This is a genomic window from Chitinophaga cymbidii (assembly GCF_007992715.1).
GTDB classification, from domain to species: Bacteria; Bacteroidota; Bacteroidia; order Chitinophagales; family Chitinophagaceae; genus Chitinophaga; species Chitinophaga cymbidii.
This window is the reverse complement of the sequence record NZ_BKAU01000010.1, coordinates 26,034-47,943: the sequence shown is the minus strand read 5'-3', so window position 1 is coordinate 47,943 and position 21,910 is coordinate 26,034. Positions and strand designations below refer to the sequence as shown.

The window sequence follows — 21,910 nt, the reverse complement described above, 5'->3', positions numbered from 1 at the left end:
TTAATAAGCAGCCGTAAAGCGCCGCCCGATATGCTTCGGCTCCTCCAGCTCGTCCGCAATCACCACTGCCAGGTCTTCTACCGACAATATGCTGCGACCTTCCGCATTGAATACCGGTGATTCCAGGTCCGTTCTGTAAGTGCCCTTCCGCTCACCGGAAGTGCCCTGGTGCATCTCGATCGCGGGGCTGAAGAACGTCCAGTCCAGTTCCTTTTCGGCTTTCAGGATATCCAGGTAATCCCTGGCCGCGGTAGCGCCGGTTTTGTATTCAGCGGGAAACTGCGGGCTGTCTACCAGTTGCTGGCCGTTGATATACAAGCTGCCCGCGCCGCCGATCACGATGAAACGCTTAACGCCGGATGCCTTTACCGACTGCTGGATCGCTTTGGAGCCCGCGATGAAATCGGCGTACAGATCGGGGTTCGTCCATCCCGCGTTATAGGCGCTCACCACCGCATCGCTGCCTTGCAGTAAGGTGGACAGGTCGCCGGCCAGCGCATCGCCTTTCACCACCGTCACCTTATCATCCGGCACCGTTACCTTTTCGGGATGACGCACAATGACTTTCACTTCGTGCCCGCGGGCGGACAATTCCTTCAAAATGGCGGCGCCCACAAAACCGGCACCGATCAATGCTACTTTCATATCAATCGTATTTTAAGATTATAACTGTATGTATTTTTATTACAGTTTAAGTTAAAAAAAATCAGAATTTCTTTACAAAATCAGCCAGGGTTGTTTTTCCCAACTGGTGCACGAGGGTTTGCTCCGCTTTATCGTACAGATCTTCGATGTGCCGGTTGATCTGGCGGCCTACCTCGCAGGCGGGATTCGGATGGTTGGAACGCCCCAGCAGCGGCGCCTGCCGCACAGCATTGTAAATATCCGCCAGCAAAATCTGTTTCGGCGGCTTTGCCAGCATGGCCCCTCCCCCCTTTCCTTCCCTGCTTTGCACCAGGCCATGATTACGCAGGTTCACCAGCTCCTTCCGCACCAGCACAGGATTGATATTGATGCTGCCGGCAATGTACTCGGAAGACAACACCTCCTCATCCATATAAGCCAGCAACGTCATAATATGTATCGCCGTCGCAAATCTCACATTCCCCATACTGTAATAAAATTAATTACAGTACAAAGATAAAGGGAAATACTTTATAAAACCAAATTCGGCTATCTTAGGGCAAAATTTTTATCCGCTGATGTACCGTATCATATTCTTTTGTTTCTCTTTGCTGATGACTGTTCGAACACAGGCGCAGGACCTGTCTGCTCCCGTCATAGCCGGCGATTTTGCCGATCCCTCCGTGATCAGGGCGGGCGGCCGTTATTATGCGGTGGGCACGTCTTCCGAGTGGGCGCCGCATTTCCCGATCTATAGCTCATCTGATATGAAAAGCTGGACGCATGCAGGGTATGTTTTCGACAAAATGCCTGAGTGGACCTCCGGTTCGTTCTGGGCGCCGGAGTATTATTTCCACAACAACACCTATTACATCTACTATACTGCCCGCCGGAAATCCGATAATGTTTCCTGCATTGGCGTGGCTACTTCCCGTTATCCCGACAGAGGTTTCAGGGATCATGGAATTATTGTGGCGTTTGGCAAGGAAGCCATCGATGCGTTCGTCTACAACGACAACGGGCAACTATATATGACCTTCAAGGCTTATGGACTGGATAAACGGCCCATCGAGCTTCTTGGCAGCAAGCTGAGCGCGGACGGCCTGAAGCTGGAAGGTGAAATTTTCCCCATGCTGAAAGATGACGAGCGCATTGGTATGGAAGGACAAAGCATCCTCAAAAAAGACGGCATGTATTACCTCTTTTATTCAGCCGGCAACTGCTGCGGGTCAGGCTGCAGCTATCATGTGCGCGTGGCGAGGTCCGCTAGCTTCAAAGGCCCCTACGAAAAACAACCCGGCGATCCCCTGCTGTCTGAAAACGATTACTGGAAATGCGCCGGGCACGGCACGTTCGTGCATGCAGGGAACAATGAGCTGTACTATCTCTATCATGCTTATAACAAGCAGAGCACTGTGTTTACCGGCCGCCAGGGCATGCTGGCAAAATTGTCTTGGAACGGCGCGGACGGCTGGCCTACGCTGGCGCAGGTAGCCACTCCCCGCCCCGTTTCCGCCGGTATCCGTGATGAATTTAACGGCAACACCATCGCAAAGCGCTGGCAATATGATTTCAGGAACGCCAGCCCTGTTGTGAAACAGGCCAATGGCAAGCTCCGGCTGTCCGGCTCCTATGCTGACAGGAACCTCTCCGGCGTAGCGCTGGCGGTACGTCCGGCGTCTGCTGCGTTTGAAATGGAAACCACCGTCACCAATCAAAATGCCGCCTTGAAGGGGCTGGTATTTTATGGCGATGCAAATGCAGCCGTGGGCGTCGGCGTAGCGGGTAAAAAAGTTTTGTTCTGGATGGTGAAAGACGATAAACGTTCGGTGATCGACAGCGCCGTTTTAAACGCTGCAACGCCTCTACAGCTGAAGTTCGCTGTGGCGGCGGACCACAGCTGCAGGGTGTACTACCGCGAAAAGGCCGGCGGCTGGAAGGAGCTTGGCGCCGGTTCAGCCACGTCCGTTGCATTTTTGCCTCCCTGGGACAGAAGCCCGCGGGCGGGTTTGAACTTTGCGGGAGAAGCCGGAATGACGGCGGAATTTGAGAGGTTTGAGATACGGTAACGGGGGAAATTTTTCCATAGGTGCGTATTATTTTACGCACCACTTCACCCTTACTCCCTCAGCCGTTCATCTGTATAAGTGATCTCCGTTTTGTTATGCGGGACCGGCACGCCGGATTCATCCACGCTTACAAAAACGATCTTGTCTATGGTAAGAATGGTACGTTGCGTGATCTTGTTCCGTACCTGGCAGGTAAGCGTCAGGGAAGTACGGCCGAATTGCACCGCCTTGATCCCCAGCTCTACAATATCGCCCTGGCGGGCGGAGTTGATGAAGTTGATCTCTGACATGTATTTGGTCACACAACGGTTCGTGCCCAGCTGGATGATCGTATAAATAGCCGCCTCTTCATCGATCCACCGGAGAAGACTGCCCCCGAATAAAGTACCGTGCGCATTGAGATCTTCCGGCTTCACCCATTTACGTGTGTAGAAATTCATTCCATTGTCGGTTTAGGCCCGAAAATTAAAAAAAATGTGAAATATCGGCTGGCTTAATTATTGTCTGTATAACCTTATAAAAAGTATCCGTATGAACAGTCAGGTTTTTATTACGCAGGGCAATATGGAATATATGGTCCATATGGACGTAGAGCGCCAGCCTAACGCTATTGTGTATCACATCAGGCCCCACCGGCATTTGTGGGAGCAATTGCCCGAAACATTCGACATCATCAAGCCTGACCACAGCGATCAGCCGATGTATAACGAACAGGGGCTGACCGGCCTGGGCAAGGAGATCGTAGCGAAGATATGGGAACAGGTACGGTTAATGTCCGCTGCCGCCACCGCGTAATGCCTTAACAGACCGGAACGCCCGGAAATTGGAATGGCGGTTGAACTATGATTCCGGAACAAACGCCGTTACTGGCTACCGCCCGTTAACCCTTCCGGTTAAAGAAGTTATGCATGAACAACAATTGAAACTGCGCCGCATTCGGCCAGTAGTCCCAGTTATGCGCCCCCGGACGGGTATAATAATCATGCGGAATGTTGCGGTATAACAACTGCCTGTGCAGATTTTCGTTGACCTCATAGAAAAAATCCTCCGTACCACAATCGATGATCAGTGACAGCGCACCCGGCGTCAGCAGGTGCAGCAGATTGATAACGGTGTGTTTTTCCCAACGATCCGGTTGCTCCGCATAACTGCCGAGACGTTTGGCCATATCCCACCGCAGCGGAAAAGGCCGGATGTCCACACCACCGCTCATGCTTCCGGCAGCGCCGAAAACATCCTGGTGACGGAAAGCCAGGTACAATGCTCCATGACCACCCATGCTCAGCCCGGTGATGGCGCGGCCTTTTTTATCTTTGACGGTTTTATAATGCTCGTCCACCCACTTTACCAGCTCGCTGGACACATAGGTTTCATATTTAAAGGCGGGATCAACGGGACTGTCCCAATACCAGCTGCCAACGCCTCCATCCGGACAAACGATCAGCATACCATAAGTATCAACCGCCTCCTTCAGGCCCGGCGCTTTGGAGATCCAGTCGGAGTACTTGCCGCCATATCCGTGTAACAGGTACACCACCGGCCATTGCTGCCGGCTGTCATAACTATCCGGTTTGATCACCACGGCTTTGATATTCTTTTTCATCGCGGCGCTGTAGGTAGACACGGTATCAACGGAGGCAGCCTTGCCTGTGCCTGCTGCAAGAACGAGCAGCAGCATAATACGGAAATGAATGCGTTTGAGCATGACGGGAATTTATTTTCAGGGGTTAATAATACAAAAAATCCGTATTTACTTTCCTTTAACATTCATTCCCGCAAATCCCGATTTCTACAACTCAGCCCCCTTCCCCGACAGCTCGGCGGATATTCCATGGCCCGGAAATGCATTCGCCCCACATTTGCCTAAACAATTGGAGTAATGAAATTTTCAATCATGCTGTTATTCATGACGATCGTTTTTTTCCGGTTTCTGTTCGCAAAACCGAATACCGGTGATTTCAGGCTGGTCAAGCAGTCCGAAAACGTATTTCTTTACGAAAGATGGATAGACGCGGGCGCCGGGGAAAAAGTAAGAGAAATAAAAGCGGTATTCCTCGTGCATGCGGACGCGGAAAATATCATGCGGACATTGAAAGATCCCGCGAAGGGAAAAGCATGGAATGTAAACGCCAGGCATTACCAGGTCATGCGCACGCCGGACGAGAACCGCTGGATCAGCTATATCCAGTACGACATACCCTGGCCCTTCGACGACCAGGACTGCTGCCTGGCCTTCCACGCCAACGGCCGCGAAGTATCATTTGAAAGCACCAACCACAGCGCCTTTCCGGTAGCGGAAAACATGACGCGCATCAGCGGCACGCGCGGAAAATGGATTTTGGAAGACACACATTCCGGGAACGTGAAGGTCACTTACTTCATTACCACAGACCGCAGCAAGAAAATACCCCGGTGGGTTTCCGATCCCATCGTGCACGGCAACCTCATCAAAACGATGGAAAAATTCAAAAGCCTTGCCGAGCAATAAATCCAGCCATCCGTCAATATTAAATTTAAAGAATATATTTTCAACGAATAGGCTTACATTTGACGTACAAAAAATTGCGTCTAATGGACAACCTGTTACATCCCGCCGCCATCTGGTTTATCCTGGGCTTCATATTGTTCCTGCTTGAGTTTGCCGTACCCGGGCTGATCCTTTTCTTTTTCGGGGTCGGCGCATGGATCGTTGCCATCCTGATCCTTTTCCTCGATCTCTCCCTCAACCTTCAGCTGATCGTATTCCTGGCCACTTCTGTGGTCAGCGTATTGCTTTTCAGAAAGTGGATGAAAAGGATCATCTGGTCCCGGAAACATTCCAGCGAGGTTGTCGATGACGAATTCATCGGTAAGACGGCACTGGCGGAAACGCCCATCGCACCGGGACGGAACGGGAAAGTGACTTTCAGGGGAAGCAGCTGGAGCGCCCGCTCCGAAGACACGATCATGGAAGGAGAATCTGTCACCATTATAGGAAATGAAAGCATTTTATTAATCGTAAAATCAACAAAAGCGCTATGACAACATCAACAGTCATCCTGATCATCCTGATCCTCTTCATATTGGTCGCTTTCATGTCTACCTTCAAGGTAGTCCCCCAGCGGTCGGTATACATCGTTGAACGGCTCGGGAAATATAGCCGCTCGCTGGATGCGGGTTTCCACATCCTCATCCCTTTTATCGACAAGATCGCGTACAAGCAGAACCTGAAAGAGCAGGCAATAGACGTGGCCTCGCAGATATGTATCACGAAAGACAACATTGCCGTGGAGGTAGACGGTATCCTGTACCTGCAGGTGATCGATCCCCAGAAAGCCTCTTACGGGATCGACAACTACCGCTTTGCCGTGATACAGATCTCCCAGACCACGATGCGCAGCATCATTGGTAAAATGGAGCTGGACAAAACCTTCGAGGAACGCGAGACCGTGAATGGCGGTATTGTGGAGGCGGTGGACAAGGCCAGCGACTCCTGGGGCATCAAGGTATCCCGCTATGAAGTGAAGAACATCTCTCCCCCGCAAAGCATTAAGGACGCGATGGAAAAACAGATGCGCGCGGAACGTGAAAAGCGCGCGCTGATCGCGGAATCGGAAGGTGACAAACAGGCCAAGATCAACCGCGCGGAAGGTGACAAGCAGGAAATGATCGCCCGCTCCGAAGGTGAAAAGCAAAGAAAGATCAACGAAGCCAGCGGTACCGCCTCCGAAATAGAAATGATCGCGCGCGCCACGGCAGTGGGCATACGCGAGATCGCCAAGTCCATTAACGAAGAAGGCGGCATGAATGCCGTGAACCTCCGGATCGCCGAGCAATACCTCGGGGAATTCGGCAAGCTCGCCAAAACGAACAACACCATGATCGTTCCGGCCGACCTTTCCGACATTGCCGGTGTGATATCCAGCATCACCTCCGTATTGAACAAATCGAAGGTGGAGCCGCCGCTGTTAAAGAAATAAAACGGAACATTCTTATTGTATCCGCTATGGCGAAGGCCGTAGCGGATTTTTTTTGTATAAAAAGCATACTTTTAAGCGTTCTTTCTAAAAGTTGTCTTATGAAAAACATCCTTTGGCTGATGATGCTCATGCTGCTGCCCACGGCGTTGCCCGCCCAGCATGCCGATGCCGTTACCGGCATCTGGCTCAATGAGGAAAAAGATGCAAAAATTCAGATATTCCGCAGCGGGGACACCTATGCCGGCAAGCTCGTCTGGATCGCCAACGCTTACGAAGCCGACGGCAAAACGCCGCGGAAAGACAGCAAAAACCCCGATGCCGCTTTGCGGAACCGGGGCCTGCTTAACCTCGTTATCCTGAACGGGTTTGAATTTGATGATGGTGAATGGGAAGACGGGAAGATCTATGATCCCAAAAGCGGCAAAACGTACAGCAGTAAAATGAAGCTGAAAGGCAATACGCTGGAGATCCGCGGTTATGTAGGCGTATCCCTGCTCGGCCGCACAACGGTATGGACGAGGTCCAACTAACTACTCAGTAATAACAAGGTCCAGCTCGTTCACCTTTTCCAGCCCGCTTACGCCGCCGGCCTGGTAAACGATGTGGTATTTGCCCGGTTTGGTCAGATCGTATCCTTTCAGCAGGTCAATATCCACCGTCACGCTGTCGCCCGCCGGTATTTTAATATAGGCTTCCGCGGGAGGCGGCATGATCCTTTTCGCCATGGCGCCCCTGTAGGCAACAGCTTCTCCATCGCTGCCCTTAATGTCCAGGAAAGCAGCGATAAATCCTTCAAACGGCGTATGCCATTTACAAAACTCCTGCTCCTGCCCCGTATGGTTCAGCACCGTAAAGGTCAGCGGCACCGGCTCCCCGGCTTTTACCGTTGCGGGAACGGCCATCACCGTTTCCAGGGTTTCCGCGGTGGCGGTGGTTTTCTGCACATTCGTACAAGCTGAAAATACAAACAGGCAGGCCGCCATCATAACAATCAGATTTCTCATCGGGTCGTATTTATTGACCGGCAAATTAAGATATTGTAATGGCATCCTGAACATTTGGAAAATATTATCTTCGCGTGAATTTTTAATACTATTATCATGAAACAGGACGAAAGAAAATGTGATCTGTGCCAGGCTGGCGACAATGTAAAAAGCTATGAAGTGCCCCCCGCTTCCGGCATCAGCATTCTCGTCTGCGATACTTGCCTCGCGCAGATCGACAGGAAAGCGGAGCTGGACAGCAACCACTGGAAATGCCTGTCAGACGCCATGTGGAGCGAAGTACCGGGCGTGCAGATCGTGGCCTGGCGGATGCTTCACCGTCTGAAACATGAAAGCTGGGCGATGGATAACCTGGACATGATGTACCTGGATGACGAAGCGCTCGCCCTGGCGAAAGCAACAGGTGACCACGAAAATGACGCCGCCGTGGAGCTGCACAGGGACTGCAACGGCCAGGTGCTGCAATCCGGCGATACCGTAGTGCTCACAAAATCCCTCGATGTGAAAGGCTCCACCCTCAACGCAAAGATGGGTACCGTGGTGAAGAACATCCGGCTCGTGGAAAACAATACGGAGCAGATCGAAGGAAAAATAGAAGGACAGGTGATCGTCATCCTCACAAAATATGTAAGAAAACAAGGCAGTTAACTGGTATACTCCCATGCGGGCACGCTCCTGTGCCCGCATTTTTTATCGCCCCAATATTAAGTGTTAAATAATCACTTATTGATATACATACCCCCTTCTACCATATTTTAAATTTTAATTGTCATATCAACACTTTATTACTATCTTGTTGTTCCCATTAGAATGATTACCATTAAATAAATTCCACATGATGAAGCGCTGGTCCTTCTCCGCACTGTTTTTGATCCTGGTCCCGCACCTGTACGCGCAAGACCGCAACCCGGTGTTGAAAGGATATTACGCGGACCCGGAGATCCTCTACGCAGAAAAAACCGGTAAATACTACATCTACCCTACCAGTGACGGCTTTACCAACTGGTCCGGCACCTATTTCAAGGTGTTTTCCTCCCCCGACCTGGGTGACTGGAAAGATGAAGGCGTCATCCTGCAACTCGGCACAGACGTAACCTGGGCGAAAGCCAACGCCTGGGCGCCCTGCATCATCGAGAAAAAAATAAACGGACAATACAAATATTTCTACTATTTCACCGCGGCGCAGAAGATCGGTGTGGCCGTGGCGGATGATCCCACCGGTCCCTTTACAGACTCCGGCAAGCCGCTGATCGACAAATTCCCCGAAGGCGTCACGCGCGGCCAGCAGATCGACCCGGACGTATTTACAGACCCTGAAACGGGAAAGAGCTACCTGTACTGGGGCAATGGCTACATGGCCGTGGCGGAGCTGAGGGAAGACATGACCTCCCTCGTGCCCGGCACTACGGTGATCATGACGCCCGACCGGAAATACAACGAAGGCACCTACGTATTCTACCGGAAAGGAAAATACTACTTTTCCTGGTCGGAGAACGATACCCGCGATCCCAACTACCGCGTGCGCTACGGCACGGCGGACGGCCCCGTGGGAAAGATCACCGTGCCGGCCAACAACCTCGTGATAGCGAAAGACACTGCTGCGGGGATCTACGGTACCGGCCACCACTCCATTCTCCAGGTACCTGGCAAGGATGAATGGTACATCGTTTATCACCGCTTTCATTACCCGGACGGCATCAAAATGGGAAGAGCTGCAGGCTATAACCGGGAAGTCTGCATAGACCGCATCACCTTTGACGAAGCAGGCAATATCATTCCCGTGCGGCCCACCCACCGGGGCATTGCGCCCTCCCTGCAGGCATTTTCCCTGCGGGACGTGCAGCTGCTGCCCGGCATGTTCAAAGACGCCCGCACTGTTGACCTGCAATACATCCTGGCCATGAATCCCGACCGCCTGCTGGCGCCCTATCTCCGCGAAGCGGGACTAACGCCCAAAGCCGCCAGCTACACCAACTGGGAAAGCGGCGGGCTGGACGGCCACATCGGCGGGCATTACCTGTCCGCGCTGGCCATGATGTACGCCGGCGCCGGCAGCAAACAGGCGCTGGAAAGATTGAATTATATGATCAGCGAGCTGAAGAAATGCCAGGACCACTACGGTGACGGCTATATCGGCGGCATACCCGGCAGCAGGGAACTATGGAAAGCCGTAATGTCCGGCGACATTGGCGCGATCCGCAAAAAATGGGTGCCGCTGTATAACATCCACAAAACCTACGCCGGCATCCGCGACGCTTACACCATCGCCGGCAACCAACAGGCCCGCAGCATGCTCATCCGCTTCAGCGACTGGTTCGTAAAGCTCGCCGCCAGCCTCTTCCCGCAGCAGATGCAGGAGATGCTGCAAACAGAACATGGCGGCGTGAACGAAGTGCTGGCGGACGTATACCAGCTCACCGGCGACAAAAAATACCTGGACGCCGCGCGCAGCTTCTCCCACCAGGCCATCCTGGAGCCGCTGGAAAAGGGAGAAGACAGGCTGAATAACCTGCACGCCAACACGCAGATACCAAAGATCGTGGGATTTGAACGGATCGCGCAGCTGACCGGCGACCCGGCGTATGAAAGCGCGGCGCGCTTCTTCTGGGAAACCGTGGTGGCGCACCGCACAGTAGCCATCGGCGGCAACAGCGTAAGGGAACATTTTCATCCTTCCGATAATTTTACGCCGATGATCACCAGCGAAGAAGGACCGGAAACCTGCAACACCTACAACATGCTCAAGCTCACGCAGCTGCTCTACCAGTCGGACCCGCAGGCGAAGTATATGGACTACTATGAAAGAGCATTGTACAATCATATTTTATCCACCCAGCATCCCGTAAAAGGCGGCTTTGTGTATTTCACCTCCATGCGCCCCGGCCATTACCGCGTGTATTCGCAGCCGCAGACCAGCATGTGGTGCTGCGTAGGCTCCGGCATGGAAAATCATGCGAAGTACAACGAAATGATCTATGCCCATGATACAAAAGAGCTGTACGTAAATCTTTTCATTCCCTCGAAGCTGACCTGGAAAGAACAGGGGTTAAAGCTCACACAGCAAACCCGTTTCCCGGAAGAAGAAAAAACAACGATCACGATAGATCAGGCCGGAAAGAACGAACTGGCCATCCACATCCGCTATCCTTCCTGGGTATCGCCCGGCGCCATGAAAGTCAGCCTGAACGGTCAACCTATCGATATACAAAACAATCCATCCTCCTGGGTGTCCGTCAAAAGAAAATGGAAGAAAGGCGACAAAATAGTAGTAACACTACCGATGCATACCACCACGGAATTACTTCCTGACGGATTGAACTATGCGGCCGTACTGCATGGCCCGGTTGTGCTGGCGGCAAAGACCAGCCAGCAGGATATGCCCGGTTTATGGGCGGATGACAGCCGGATGGGACATAGCGCGCATGGGAAAAAATACCCCCTCCACGAAATGCCCATGTTCATCAGCAACGATACCAGCATCACACCATACATCCGCCCCGTGCCCGGCAAACCGCTGACCTTCACCGCCGCACAGATCATTCAACCCGCGTCGTATAAATCGCTGGAACTGATCCCTTTCTACAAGCTGCATGATTCCCGCTACATCACTTACTGGCAGCGGGAAACGCCCGCCAGCCTGCAGGGCATCAAAGAAAAGCTGGCACGGGAAGAAGCCGCCGCCGCGCAGCTGGACAGCATCACCGTGGATGTGGTTAAAAGCGGTGAGCAGCAACCGGAATCCGATCACTTCCTCGCAGCGGAAAACTCCCGCACCGGCGTTTACAAAGACCGCCACTGGCGCAATGCAAAAGGCTGGTTCAGCTACCGGCTGACGGATAAAACAAAACGGGGCAATACTTTGCGCGTCACCTACTACGGGCGGGAGAAAGACCGGCATTTTCACATACTCGTAAACGACCGCAACATCGCGGAAGTGTCGCTGGACGGCAGCCATGGCGATGCGTTCTTTACCGTGGACTATCCCGTTCCTGCCAGCGGACAGCTGACCGTAAAATTCTCCGCCGTACAGGGCTCACAAACCGCTAACATTTACGAAGTAAGATGGCTGCAAAAATAACTGGCCTCACGAAGAAATATACATATCACAATTGATCCGAAAGATGCAAAAAGTGCTATTACAACTAAGCCTGATACTGGCGCTCAGCTGGCAGACAGCATTCGCAAAAGCTCATCACGAACCCGATTCCGTTTATCTCTTCTCTTACGCCACCGACGGCCGCAGCGGCCTGCACTTTGCCTGGAGCCGCGACGGCGGGAACTGGCACAGCATCGGCAACGGACACAGCTACCTGAGAAGCGACTACGGCCGCTGGGGCAGCGAGAAACGCATCAACGCCCCCTTTCTGCTGCAGGCGCCGGACGGCAGATGGCATTGCATCTGGAGCGTGAACGAACGGGAGCAGGTGTTTGCCCACGTATCATCTGCCGACCTGGTGTATTGGGGAAGGCAAAGCTATCCTGCTATCAGCGAAGGCGATAATTTCCTGCGCCCGGTGCTGCAATATGATAACGGCGTATATGCCATCACGTATGCCAGCGCCAACGGCAAATCCTACCGCATCACCACCAAAGATTTTTCATCCTATACGCCCGCTGCCGAAGTACCGGCGGTATCACCCGCCAATACCACCGTCCACCTGCCCGGCGGCACTGTTACCGGGCAGCAGCATAAAGTAAAGTGGGAAGTGGTAGACGGGCTCATCAGGGCATACGGACGGAAGCAACACGAAAGCAGCCTCTACGGCGAAACCACCAGGCAGGACGCGGAGCGCTTCGCCGGCCTGAAACCCGTGCAGGCAAAGCTGACCATACATCCTGATAAAGCCATGCCGATCAGCGACCTGCTGATGGGCGTGTTCTTCGAGGACCTCAACTATGCCGCGGACGGCGGTCTGTATGCGGAACTCGTGCAGAACCGCGGTTTTGAATATGCCTTGAGCGATAAGGAAGGAAGGGATAAAAGCTGGACGAGCAAGCATTCCTGGAGCCTGAAAGGCGATAACGCCTCCTTCACGATCGATTCCGCGGCGCCCGTTCATCCCAACAACCCGCACTACGCCGTGCTGGAAACAAACACTCCCGGCGCGGCGCTGGTGAATGCGGGATTTGACGGGATCGCGGTGAAGAAAGGAGAGAAATATGATCTTTCAATATTGACGAAGGACGCGGGCACCAAGCTGCGGGTGCGCCTGGTAGACGGGCAGAACAACGTGCTGGCGCAGGCCACCGTGAACACATCCGCCGGCGGATGGAAAACTTCCCGCGCGGTGCTCACCGCCACGGCGGACGCCAAAGACGCGCAGCTTGAACTGCAACCGCTTTCCAAAGGCCGGCTGTCGCTGGACATGGTATCCCTCTTCCCGCAAAAAACATTCAAAGGCCGGAAGAACGGCCTGCGGGCAGACCTGGCGCAGGTGATAGCGGACATACATCCCCGCTTCGTGCGTTTCCCCGGTGGCTGCGTGGCGCATGGCGACGGGCTGGACAATATCTACCGCTGGAAAAATACCATCGGCGCGCTGGAAGCCCGCAAGCCGCAGCGTAACCTCTGGGGATACCATCAGTCCGCCGGCCTCGGTTATTTCGAGTACTTCCGCTTCTGTGAAGACATCGGCGCCGAACCTGTGCCCGTCATTGCAGCGGGCGTTCCCTGCCAGAACTCCGCCACCGGCGGCGGCGGCCAGCAGGGCGGCATCCCGATGGAAGAAATGGATGCGTTCATACAGGATATCATAGACCTCGTGGAGTATGCCAACGGTGACGCCAATACGAAATGGGGAAAGCAACGCGCGGAAGCCGGTCATCCAAAACCCTTCAACCTGAAATACATCGGCATCGGCAATGAAGACCTGATCTCCGATGTATTTGAAGAACGGTTCACCATGATCTACGAAGCCATGAAAAAAGCGCATCCGGAGATCACCGTCATCGGCACCGTGGGGCCATTCTCCGAAGGAACGGATTATAACGAAGGATGGGACATTGCAACAAAACTGGGCGTGCCCATGGTGGACGAGCATTATTACCAGCCGCCCGGATGGTTCATCCACAACCAGGATTACTACGATAGCTACGACCGCTCCCGTTCGAAAGTTTACCTGGGTGAATATGCCGCGCATCTCCCCGGCCGCCCCAATAACCTGGAAACCGCTTTGGCCGAAGCGCTGTACCTGACCGCGCTGGAACGCAACGGCGATGTGGTGAGCATGGCGTCTTACGCTCCGCTGCTCGCAAAAGAAGGGCATACGCAGTGGAATCCCGACCTGATTTATTTTAACAACACCGAAGTTAAGCCCACTGTTGGCTACGAAGTGCAGAAGCTATACGGCCAGCATGCCGGGGATCAATACCTGCCCGGCGCCATCACGGTTTCCAGCGACCGAGAGGCCGTCAGAAAACGTATAGCCGTTTCAGTAGTCAGGGATACCAAAAGCGGGGATGTGATCGTAAAGATGGTCAACCTCCTGCCCGTAGCCGTTAATACGTCAGTGAACATGCCGGGCATGGCGGCTTCCGATGCAGCCAGGACCGTATTGCAGGGCAAGCCGGATGACCGGGACGTACGCCCTGTGACTGCGGCTTTTAAAGTAGCGGAAGAATTTGAGGTGGAGCTGCCCGCCTATTCCTTCACGGTCATCCGGATCAACGCAAAATAAAAGGTGCAGCAAAAAATGCCGGCAACCAAAGCCACAAGATATCCATAGCGTTACAATAACTGCTTTATTTGCCGAAAAGCTCCTTTAGCTTGGCGTCAAGCAGCCCCTCGCTGTCGCCAAGCACCCTCAGCACCACTTTGCCATTCCGGTCGATCAGGAATTTTGAGGGGAAGCTTTGCACCATGTAATCCGAAACTACGTCCTGCCTGGCCGGATCGTTCAGTATCTGGGGCCAGGTGATGCCGTCGGCGGCAATTGCCTTTCTAAACCGGTCCCACTGTTCTTTGCCTGTTCCAAATTCTTCGCCTATGCCAATAATCTCAAAACCTTCGTCTTTGTATTTTTCGTACAATTCTTTCAGGTGCGGATGACTTTTGCGGCACCAGCCGCACCAGCTTCCCCAGAAATCGATCAGAAAAACCTTTCCTTCAAGGCTGGCGACATCAAATACGCTCCCGTCAGGCATTATGCCGGTAAACGGAATCAGCTTCATTTCGCGTGCCCTATCGAGGCTCGTTATGAGGTGTTGCGCTTTTTCGCTGTCCCTGAGCGATCGGTCAAGCGCCTGCAAGAGGTTGTCAATTTCCGTCAAGCGTTTATTTCCGCTTGCGTTCCATCCCCCTTGTTTGTTCAGATACCGTCCAATTATTGTTTCCAGAATGTTCAGCGACTGTAGCGAAGAAGGATGCCTAATGATAAAATCCCTGTCGATGCTATCCCTTAGTTCACTGGCCTTTTGCATAGCTGTGTTGTACGCCATCGAATCGATGGTCTTTTCATACAGCTTTTTCCTGAGCGTATCGGTGATGTTATTTCGCAGGCGCATCGCCCCGAGGTAGGCTAGTCTTGCTATATTCTGCTCTCCGGTAACAACATCGGCTTTAAGCGCAAACTTTTTCAGCCGGGGATTATATGTGCCCTTGCCGATAGAAAGTTCAACAATTGAATCGCCTGTCATCAGGCTAACCCCTCCCACGTCAAGGATTCTTCCCGCGGAATCGGGCATTTCCGGGTACCTGAGCCTGAGCACCAGCCTGTCACCCGCAGGTAAGGGAGGCACCCATGCCGAGAAACGGTTGTTATGAACCGGAACCGATACGGTTATGCGTCCTCCGCCGGGGAGCAGGCGATTGTTATAGTAGCTCACATTCACTGAATCGACATATCGCAGGTTATAAACCGGATCGAGCGTACCTGTGAGCCTCATATCCTGGTATTCTTTTGCCGGCTGGCCGATGCAACACATCGGAAACGCAAAGAACAACAGACAAAAAACCCGGGTGTTTACTTGTAAAAGCTTCATGATCGATTGCTGATTAATAGTCCAGGTTCTGAACCAGGTTCGTATTCAATTCTATTTCTGTCTGCGGCAGGGGAAGTACTATCAGATGCGGTTGCCAGGTAGCGCCTTTTGCGGTGGATATAGCCGGCATCGCTTCCTCGGCGCGGCTGATGGCCGCATCATTCAGTCCCCTCCACCTTTTCAGGTCAAACCAGCGGTGCCCTTCGATGAACAGTTCCGTAAAGCGTTCTTTCTCTATTGCGATACGTATCTCCTCTTTCGTTAAGCCGTAAGGCAATTCCGGTAGCGGGTCTGGCACGTCAACGGTTGCTTCCGCCCTTGCTCTGTCCCTTATTTTGTTCACGTCGTCTATAGCCAATTCAAACTTGTTTTGCTCCATGCGCGCCTCTGCGCGAATCAGGTAGATTTCCGCAAGCCTGATGGCGGGGAAAAACTGCTGTAAAGTTGTGCTAACCTTGAACTTGCTGGCATAGTGAAAGGAACTGGCGCCGCTGGTAAAAACACCTACCCAGTCGCGCGCACGGTTATCTCCCGGTTCGAAGCTATTGTGAAGGGTGTCACTTAACACTCCTATTGCGCTTGATGAGGTTGAATTATTCGGATTTGAGTTTAATATGAACGACGACGCGATCCGCGGATAGTTCAATAAATTGTTTTCAAAGGCAAGGATGGTTTCCTTTGAACCTATATTAAATGCATTTGCGGGAATTTTCTCAAGGTTGTAAGTGAGCGTATTCGAGATTACAGTCGTGGCATGCCTTTCCGCGCTTTCCCATTCGCCCGTATACAAATAAACCCTTGACAGCAATGCGTCTGCCGCACCACTATTGGCCCGAAGCCTCATTGTTGACGATACATTAAGAAAATCCAGATAATCCGCCTGCATTAATTCCCTGGCATCGGTCAGATCCGCTACAATTTGTGCGTATACCTGGTCTTGAGGAGTTCGCGCAGCGCGCCTGTTACGTTCATAATCCGTTGTAAGCAACAGCGGCACGTCACCATAAATATTGATCAGTAAAAAATAGGTATAGGCCCTTATGAACAATGCTTCCCCCATGATCTGCTCTCCGGCCGTAGCAGGAATGGAAGCCCCATATTTCCGGACACCTTCCAGCACCGCGTTTGCGCGAAAAATAGCTGAATAGGCGCTGCTCCATACCCCATTGAATGAAATATCACGGGAATCGGGGGAAAGCGTGTAGATCAGCCGCAGTGTATTGTTGGTTGTTGTTAGCCTGTATTCATCGGGATACAGGGCGTTCAACAAAGGCACACCTGGAATATTGCCGTTGGTATAAATATTATTCACCCGGCTGTAAGTTTCCTGTAGCGCAGCCACGGCCGTGCGCGCATCTGCAAAAACGGTTTCCTGCACCATGGCGCTGGCGGGGGGATCAATAGTCACAAACTCTTTACAGCTGGCAAGGCATAATGTAACACCGGCTACACAGGCTGCCTTAAATAAATTCCGGTTTAAATATTGTGTGAACATCATTGTTCTCATTTAATGATTAAAAACTGATTTGAACACCGGCCGTAAATACTCTCATAATCGGAAGGGCTGTGGTACCGGCCTCTGGGTCCACACCCTTGAAATTCGAGATCGTCAGCAGGTTCTGTCCCAGCATATATACCCTGGCGTTACTGGCATGCAGCTTCTTCTGCCAGGATTCCGGCAGCTTCCAGGAAAGAGAAACATTGTTCAACCGCAACAGGTGCAGATCCATGTAATACGCATCAGCGGAGGATTGAATTCTTGAGCGGTAAGCAGCGGTGTTGGTAGCCTGCGTAAATTTTTGGAACAGGCTTACATCTCCGGGGCTTCTCCAGCTGTTCTCATAAACATACAGCGGAATGTTGTTAGCCATGCCTGGCAGGGCGCCGTTCAGCGTCGCAATGTCGGTGTTCCTTGTCCGTTTGGAATACTGGATCATGACATCTAGCGTAAAATCTTTGAACCCGAAGGAGTTTGTAAGTCCTCCATAAAAATGCGGAACGGCATTGATCATGACAACACGGTCGGCCAGCGCGAAAAAGATCGAGGTCATGAACGAAGTGTCCTTCCCGTTCCGGTCGCGGTATACGTTGATGCCGGTCTGTGGATTAACACCTACATGATTGTACACTTTTTGAAGAGAAAGCGACTGTCCGATGGCATATGAACTAGCGTGAGTTGACTGTTCAAGATTGGGATAAGATACCAGCTCATTTTTCGGAATGGTGAAATTGGCTGTGGTACGCCATTGGAAATTTTTTCCCTTTATATTCACTGAACTTGCGTTAAACTCCCAGCCGGTGTTCCTGACCGTTGCGTTGATGTTTCCATTCAGCGTTCCAAATCCGACCATTGAAGGCATTGGGATTCCGACAAGCTGGTTCGAGGACCGGTTGTTATAATAATTCGCCGAAACCAGGAGTTCTCCTTTATTAAATCCAAGTTCGAGGGCTGCATCGAATTTCGTGTTCGACTCCCAGTGGAAATAAGGGTTATACAACCTGTCCGGCCGCAATCCCCTGCCGCCGGCGGTGCTTGCCGAGCCGAGAGAATAAGTCGACCAATACTCATAATCACCTATGGCATCGCTCCCGGTAGTTCCGTAGCTGCCGCGAAGCTTCCCGAAGCTCAGGAACGGCAGCCCTTTCTTCGCAAACTCCTCTTCGGAGAATATCCAGGCCAGGCCCACCGCACCAAAGTTCCCAAATTGCCGGCCGGGGCCGAAGCGGCTCGAACCATCCCTCCTTCCTGTGAGATTCAGGACGTAGCGGTTCATCACATTATAATGCACCCTTCCAAACACCGCGTTGTACCGGTATACTAAAGAATTTCCCGACACATCAATATTGTCGGCCGCGGCGGGATTTCGAATCAAGGCATCATCAACGATATTCCTTCCCGAGATCACAGATGTGTTGGTTGTCCGTTCCTGGAAAGTGGTGCCAAGGAGAACTGACAGTTTGCCCTTCCACACCATTTGCTCATATTCCAGATAAGGTTCGATATTCCAGCTGCCGTGTTTTGTATTCCTGAAATCGTTCCTGCTTTCGCTGCTGGTATTGAAAGGGTTCAAGCCTTTTTTCGGCTGAAGGGCAACGTTGTCATTATCGATCCTGCTATAACCTGCATTAGCTTTTATCCAGAGATGTTTCAATAGGCGGTACGACGCCTGCGCGCTCGTATTGAGATTGTGGGTTTTCATCTCCGACGTGAGGAATAAGGCGGCAAAAGGGTTTGACCAGCTTCCTCCCTCCCAGTTCAACAGACCTTCCTCGTTGTACGGCGCGGGTGCATGCGGAGGAAGCGTGTATGCGGCAACAACGCTGAATGACGGGTACTGGTTAAAATCATGGCCGTATAAATTCGTAAGGTTGAAACGAAGCCTGTCGTTCGCTGAACGGTGGTTCAGCGAGAACCTGGCCGACAGCCGTTTATCAGAAAAGTCTCCCGGGTATACGGTTATTTCTTTCCAGTAACTTCCGGAAAACGAAAAGGAAGTTAAGGCATTACCGCCACTCAGGCTGACCTGGGCATTCGTATAGTGAGCCGTACCTCCGATGAGCAATTGCTGCCAGTCCGTATAACGGGTAGTGTCCCAAAGCTTGAGGTCTGGCGCAGAAACGTTGGCGGCGGTCCAATCGACGCCATCATTCGCAAAGGCCTCATATCGCATGTCGAGGTACTGCCGCGTGTCAAGCATTTTTGTTTTTGTGCCCACTTTACCAATTCCCTGGTACAGGTTGACCCCTACTTCCGTTTTGCCTGCCTTGCCTTTTTTAGTTGTAATCAGGATCACGCCATTGGCGCCCCTGGACCCGTAGATGGCGGTGGCATCTGCATCTTTCAATACTTCGATGCTTTCAATATCATTCGGATTGATGGAATTGAAAACACTCTGCCCGCCAAATGCGCCTAACATGTTGTCCGGAGTGTTGATATTAACCGTTGGCAGCGGAACGCCATCCACGAGTATGAACGGCTCGTTGTCGCCCATGATGCTGTTCAGTCCGCGGATATTGAAGCGAACGGCGGCGCCCGGCGTTCCTGACGACTGCCTCACGTCTAATCCCGGGACCGCGCCTTTCAGGGCGTTAAGCAGGTTTCCTACCGGCTGCCTTTCGATAGTTTCCGCGCTTACCGTTCCTACTGCTCCTGTATTCAGGCGTCTGCTGGTGGAATAATATCCTTTTACGACCATTTCGTCGAGCGCGGACACGCTCCTTCTTAATATGATGTTGAGGAAGGTTTGTTGTCCGACGGTGACCTCACGCGGCTGATAACCGATGAAAGAAACCACCAATACGCTGCCGGGTGCGGCATCGATGGAGAACTTTCCTTCCGCATTAGTGGCCGTGCCTGTTTTAGTGCCCTTCAAGGCAATGCTCACACCTACGATCGGCATACCGGTAGTATCCCGCACGATCCCGTTCACGGGTGTTTGTACGACCTCCGGGACTGGAGGCTCTGCCGGCCGTGGCGCTTTTTTGATGATGATGGTTTTACGGACAATGGAATGCTGCAGCGACTGCTCTTCCAATATAGTCTTCAGCACCTGCTCCAGGCTGGCATTCCGCACGTCGATGGTAACAGGTTTTGTTTCCTTCAGAACATCGTTGTTATAAAAGATCAGGAAGCCTGTCTGTTTTTCAATGGCGGTAAAAACCTGCCGGAGCGTAGCATTCTTTACAGATAAAGAAACCTGTTGAGCATATGTGCCGGCCGATACATTCAGGCAGGCTGCTATCGTTAAAACGAGGGTCAATCTCATCGCTAACATCAATTTGGTTGGGACCTGCCCGCATAGGAGAAGGATTTTAACATGACGATTCCATTGCATACATTTGCATTGTTGGTTGACGGTGATCAATAATAAGTAAGACAATTGTTGTGGCGCCGGTCATCCAATCGCTATGCCGGGAACGGGCTCAATCGTTCCCGGTTTTTATTGGATACGGGACAGATGATTACAGATTTTCAGTCATAAGTATATACAGTCGGTTTGATGAATAAATAAGGATGCTGGTTTTGGCAGACGCCCGGTCAGTTGGCGCCAGGACTGACGATAATGCTCCTGTCTTCTATCCGGCAGTTCACGCCGCTCATACGCAGCACGAACAGCGCTTCCGAAAGCTGGATATTGCGCTGCATTTTGCCGGAAAAGTATTGTGTTTTTACACCCAGCTCATATCTCACTTCCACATCGTACCAGCGCGCAAGCTGTTCCATTATCTCGGGAAGCTCCGCATCCACAAAATAGAAGATGCCGTTTTTCCAGGCCATTACCTGGTCAATATCAGGATGCGGATCAAGGTCCAGCACACCGTTTTGCCGCAGCAAAGCCTGTTGTGACGGTTTCAGCAGCAGCCGGGAACCGGTAGTGGCGTTTACGTTTACGCTGCCCTGTAAAAGCGTTGTTCTGATCACCTCTTTGTCTTCATAACTATTCACGTTAAAGTGCGTGCCCAATACTTCTACGGACATCCTGTCCTTTACCTGCACGATAAAAGGCTGGCTGGCATTGGCGGTTACTTCAAAATATGCTTCACCGGTGACTTCAACGGTCCGGTTTTTACCGTTGAACACAGTGGGATAACGAATGGAGCTGGCGGCATTGAGCCAGACCAACGTTCCATCCGGGAGCATCACGCTGAACTGACGGCCCCGTGGCGTTTTCATGGTGTTATAGGCGATCTGCCCGGAACTTTCGCCAGAGCGGTCATAGGCCAGCTGGCCGTTTTGCAATACCACCCGAGTGCCGTTCTGCTGGGCTATGATCCCATTCTTCAGGCTATCCAGCAGCACTTCACTGCCGTCGGCCAGTGTAAGGATGGCGCCCTGCCTGCCCGGCGCTATAATGGTATTGCGGGCCGTTTGCGGCGGGGCGCTTTCCCGCGAGGCCAGGAAATAAGCTCCTGCGGTCAGCAGCAATACGACCGACGCAGCCGCCCAGCCCCAGCGGCGCAGGGAATGCACGCGGCGCAGGGGAACAGGCGCTCCGGCCGTTTTGTCGGTGGCCATCACATCATTCAGCAACGTCAGCCATTCCGTTTTATCCGCCACCGCCTCCTCCGGCATCACCTTCATCAATTCCGCGATCTGCCGCTGAAAGGCTTCCGCGCCGGATTCATCCAGCGACAGCTCCGCCAGTTCTTTTTTTTCAGGTTCCGTCAGCCGGCCGGCTGCGAGGGCGGCCAGCAGTTCATATAACCGTTTGTTTTCCATGTTCTGTAATAAAGATGCGCCCCGGTGGCAAGGGGGCCTATTCCCGGGAAAAAT

18 protein-coding genes are annotated in these 21,910 nt (G+C 52.4%); 9 read left to right on the top strand and 9 right to left on the bottom strand.

Features of this window, described 5'->3' with window-relative positions:
• Both CCY01nite_RS26260 and CCY01nite_RS26255 read right to left on the bottom strand, forming a co-directional pair.
• Window positions 1–645 carry an NAD(P)-dependent oxidoreductase gene (locus CCY01nite_RS26260; protein ID WP_146867549.1) on the bottom strand — a complete coding sequence of 215 codons (645 nt, stop codon included), beginning with the start codon at window positions 643–645 and terminating at the stop codon, window positions 1–3.
• 61 nt (window positions 646–706) lie between these two features.
• Window positions 707–1,111 carry an RrF2 family transcriptional regulator gene (locus CCY01nite_RS26255; RefSeq protein ID WP_146867548.1) on the bottom strand — a complete coding sequence of 135 codons (405 nt, stop codon included), beginning with the start codon at window positions 1,109–1,111 and terminating at the stop codon, window positions 707–709.
• 127 nt (window positions 1,112–1,238) lie between these two features.
• Here CCY01nite_RS26255 and CCY01nite_RS26250 point away from each other — a divergent pair, with 127 nt between their 5' ends.
• Complete coding sequence (locus CCY01nite_RS26250) at window positions 1,239–2,693, top strand: family 43 glycosylhydrolase (RefSeq protein ID WP_246130059.1); 1,455 nt, start codon at window positions 1,239–1,241, stop codon at window positions 2,691–2,693.
• 50 nt (window positions 2,694–2,743) lie between these two features.
• Here CCY01nite_RS26250 and CCY01nite_RS26245 read toward each other — a convergent pair whose 3' ends face one another.
• The gene (locus tag CCY01nite_RS26245; protein WP_146867546.1) at window positions 2,744–3,133 is read right to left on the bottom strand and encodes an acyl-CoA thioesterase; all 390 of its coding nucleotides are present in this window, start codon (window positions 3,131–3,133) and stop codon (window positions 2,744–2,746) included.
• Window positions 3,134–3,224: 91 nt separating this feature from the next.
• On the opposite strand from CCY01nite_RS26245, the gene CCY01nite_RS26240 reads away from it, so the two are divergent.
• A complete protein-coding gene (locus CCY01nite_RS26240) occupies window positions 3,225–3,488 on the top strand; it encodes a hypothetical protein (protein WP_146867545.1) in 264 nt (87 codons plus the stop codon).
• Window positions 3,489–3,573: 85 nt separating this feature from the next.
• Here the strand turns inward: CCY01nite_RS26240 and CCY01nite_RS26235 are convergent, their stop codons facing one another.
• Window positions 3,574–4,398, bottom strand: a complete 825-nt coding sequence (locus tag CCY01nite_RS26235) for an alpha/beta hydrolase (RefSeq protein WP_146867544.1) — start codon at window positions 4,396–4,398, stop codon at window positions 3,574–3,576.
• 174 nt (window positions 4,399–4,572) lie between these two features.
• On the opposite strand from CCY01nite_RS26235, the gene CCY01nite_RS26230 reads away from it, so the two are divergent.
• From CCY01nite_RS26230 to CCY01nite_RS26215, 4 genes are all read left to right on the top strand, one after another.
• Complete coding sequence (locus CCY01nite_RS26230) at window positions 4,573–5,181, top strand: START domain-containing protein (protein WP_146867543.1); 609 nt, start codon at window positions 4,573–4,575, stop codon at window positions 5,179–5,181.
• Window positions 5,182–5,264: 83 nt separating this feature from the next.
• Window positions 5,265–5,714, top strand: a complete 450-nt coding sequence (locus tag CCY01nite_RS26225) for an NfeD family protein (RefSeq protein WP_146867542.1) — start codon at window positions 5,265–5,267, stop codon at window positions 5,712–5,714.
• Window positions 5,711–6,652: an SPFH domain-containing protein gene (locus CCY01nite_RS26220; RefSeq protein ID WP_146867541.1), complete on the top strand. Its 942-nt coding sequence runs from the start codon at window positions 5,711–5,713 to the stop codon at window positions 6,650–6,652. Before CCY01nite_RS26225 ends, CCY01nite_RS26220 begins: the two co-directional genes overlap by 4 nt.
• 98 nt (window positions 6,653–6,750) lie before the next feature.
• Window positions 6,751–7,182 (top strand): DUF2147 domain-containing protein, encoded by a 432-nt coding sequence (locus CCY01nite_RS26215; protein WP_146867540.1) that lies wholly within the window; start codon window positions 6,751–6,753, stop codon window positions 7,180–7,182.
• Here the strand turns inward: CCY01nite_RS26215 and CCY01nite_RS26210 are convergent, their stop codons facing one another.
• The gene (locus tag CCY01nite_RS26210) at window positions 7,183–7,656 is read right to left on the bottom strand and encodes a protease (RefSeq protein ID WP_146867539.1); all 474 of its coding nucleotides are present in this window, start codon (window positions 7,654–7,656) and stop codon (window positions 7,183–7,185) included. It abuts the gene before it with no gap.
• Window positions 7,657–7,752: 96 nt separating this feature from the next.
• Here CCY01nite_RS26210 and CCY01nite_RS26205 point away from each other — a divergent pair, with 96 nt between their 5' ends.
• The 3 genes from CCY01nite_RS26205 to CCY01nite_RS26195 all read left to right on the top strand — a co-directional run bounded on the left by CCY01nite_RS26205 (window position 7,753) and on the right by CCY01nite_RS26195 (window position 14,333).
• Window positions 7,753–8,304 (top strand): PhnA domain-containing protein, encoded by a 552-nt coding sequence (locus CCY01nite_RS26205; RefSeq protein WP_146867538.1) that lies wholly within the window; start codon window positions 7,753–7,755, stop codon window positions 8,302–8,304.
• A gap of 187 nt (window positions 8,305–8,491) precedes the next feature.
• Window positions 8,492–11,734 carry a beta-L-arabinofuranosidase domain-containing protein gene (locus tag CCY01nite_RS26200; RefSeq protein ID WP_222614507.1) on the top strand — a complete coding sequence of 1,081 codons (3,243 nt, stop codon included), beginning with the start codon at window positions 8,492–8,494 and terminating at the stop codon, window positions 11,732–11,734.
• Between the two features lie 43 nt (window positions 11,735–11,777).
• Complete coding sequence (locus tag CCY01nite_RS26195) at window positions 11,778–14,333, top strand: alpha-L-arabinofuranosidase family protein (RefSeq protein WP_146867537.1); 2,556 nt, start codon at window positions 11,778–11,780, stop codon at window positions 14,331–14,333.
• 64 nt (window positions 14,334–14,397) lie between these two features.
• Here the strand turns inward: CCY01nite_RS26195 and CCY01nite_RS26190 are convergent, their stop codons facing one another.
• From CCY01nite_RS26190 to CCY01nite_RS26175, 4 genes are all read right to left on the bottom strand, one after another.
• On the bottom strand, window positions 14,398–15,636 hold the full coding sequence (locus CCY01nite_RS26190; protein WP_146867536.1) for a TlpA family protein disulfide reductase: 1,239 nt from the start codon (window positions 15,634–15,636) through the stop codon (window positions 14,398–14,400).
• A 13-nt stretch (window positions 15,637–15,649) separates the two neighbouring features.
• The gene (locus tag CCY01nite_RS26185) at window positions 15,650–17,134 is read right to left on the bottom strand and encodes a RagB/SusD family nutrient uptake outer membrane protein (protein WP_186831282.1); all 1,485 of its coding nucleotides are present in this window, start codon (window positions 17,132–17,134) and stop codon (window positions 15,650–15,652) included.
• A 16-nt stretch (window positions 17,135–17,150) separates the two neighbouring features.
• Window positions 17,151–20,402: a SusC/RagA family TonB-linked outer membrane protein gene (locus tag CCY01nite_RS26180; RefSeq protein ID WP_186831281.1), complete on the bottom strand. Its 3,252-nt coding sequence runs from the start codon at window positions 20,400–20,402 to the stop codon at window positions 17,151–17,153.
• Window positions 20,403–20,674: 272 nt separating this feature from the next.
• Window positions 20,675–21,856 carry a FecR family protein gene (locus CCY01nite_RS26175; RefSeq protein ID WP_146867533.1) on the bottom strand — a complete coding sequence of 394 codons (1,182 nt, stop codon included), beginning with the start codon at window positions 21,854–21,856 and terminating at the stop codon, window positions 20,675–20,677.
• Window positions 21,857–21,910 lie beyond the last annotated feature (54 nt).

Bases quoted from the DNA above. Each gene is read 5' to 3' on its own strand.
- CCY01nite_RS26185 (WP_186831282.1), bottom strand. From the start codon at position 17,134: ATGATGTTCACACAATATTTAAACCGGAATTTATTTAAGGCAGCCTGT.
- CCY01nite_RS26235 (WP_146867544.1), bottom strand. From the start codon at position 4,398: ATGCTCAAACGCATTCATTTCCGTATTATGCTGCTGCTCGTTCTTGCA.
- CCY01nite_RS26240 (WP_146867545.1), top strand. From the start codon at position 3,225: ATGAACAGTCAGGTTTTTATTACGCAGGGCAATATGGAATATATGGTC.
- CCY01nite_RS26245 (WP_146867546.1), bottom strand. From the start codon at position 3,133: ATGAATTTCTACACACGTAAATGGGTGAAGCCGGAAGATCTCAATGCG.
- CCY01nite_RS26195 (WP_146867537.1), top strand. From the start codon at position 11,778: ATGCAAAAAGTGCTATTACAACTAAGCCTGATACTGGCGCTCAGCTGG.
- CCY01nite_RS26230 (WP_146867543.1), top strand. From the start codon at position 4,573: ATGAAATTTTCAATCATGCTGTTATTCATGACGATCGTTTTTTTCCGG.
- CCY01nite_RS26190 (WP_146867536.1), bottom strand. From the start codon at position 15,636: ATGAAGCTTTTACAAGTAAACACCCGGGTTTTTTGTCTGTTGTTCTTT.
- CCY01nite_RS26200 (WP_222614507.1), top strand. From the start codon at position 8,492: ATGATGAAGCGCTGGTCCTTCTCCGCACTGTTTTTGATCCTGGTCCCG.
- CCY01nite_RS26220 (WP_146867541.1), top strand. From the start codon at position 5,711: ATGACAACATCAACAGTCATCCTGATCATCCTGATCCTCTTCATATTG.
- CCY01nite_RS26260 (WP_146867549.1), bottom strand. From the start codon at position 645: ATGAAAGTAGCATTGATCGGTGCCGGTTTTGTGGGCGCCGCCATTTTG.
- CCY01nite_RS26250 (WP_246130059.1), top strand. From the start codon at position 1,239: ATGACTGTTCGAACACAGGCGCAGGACCTGTCTGCTCCCGTCATAGCC.
- CCY01nite_RS26210 (WP_146867539.1), bottom strand. From the start codon at position 7,656: ATGAGAAATCTGATTGTTATGATGGCGGCCTGCCTGTTTGTATTTTCA.
- CCY01nite_RS26205 (WP_146867538.1), top strand. From the start codon at position 7,753: ATGAAACAGGACGAAAGAAAATGTGATCTGTGCCAGGCTGGCGACAAT.
- CCY01nite_RS26255 (WP_146867548.1), bottom strand. From the start codon at position 1,111: ATGGGGAATGTGAGATTTGCGACGGCGATACATATTATGACGTTGCTG.
- CCY01nite_RS26225 (WP_146867542.1), top strand. From the start codon at position 5,265: ATGGACAACCTGTTACATCCCGCCGCCATCTGGTTTATCCTGGGCTTC.
- CCY01nite_RS26180 (WP_186831281.1), bottom strand. From the start codon at position 20,402: ATGAGATTGACCCTCGTTTTAACGATAGCAGCCTGCCTGAATGTATCG.
- CCY01nite_RS26175 (WP_146867533.1), bottom strand. From the start codon at position 21,856: ATGGAAAACAAACGGTTATATGAACTGCTGGCCGCCCTCGCAGCCGGC.
- CCY01nite_RS26215 (WP_146867540.1), top strand. From the start codon at position 6,751: ATGAAAAACATCCTTTGGCTGATGATGCTCATGCTGCTGCCCACGGCG.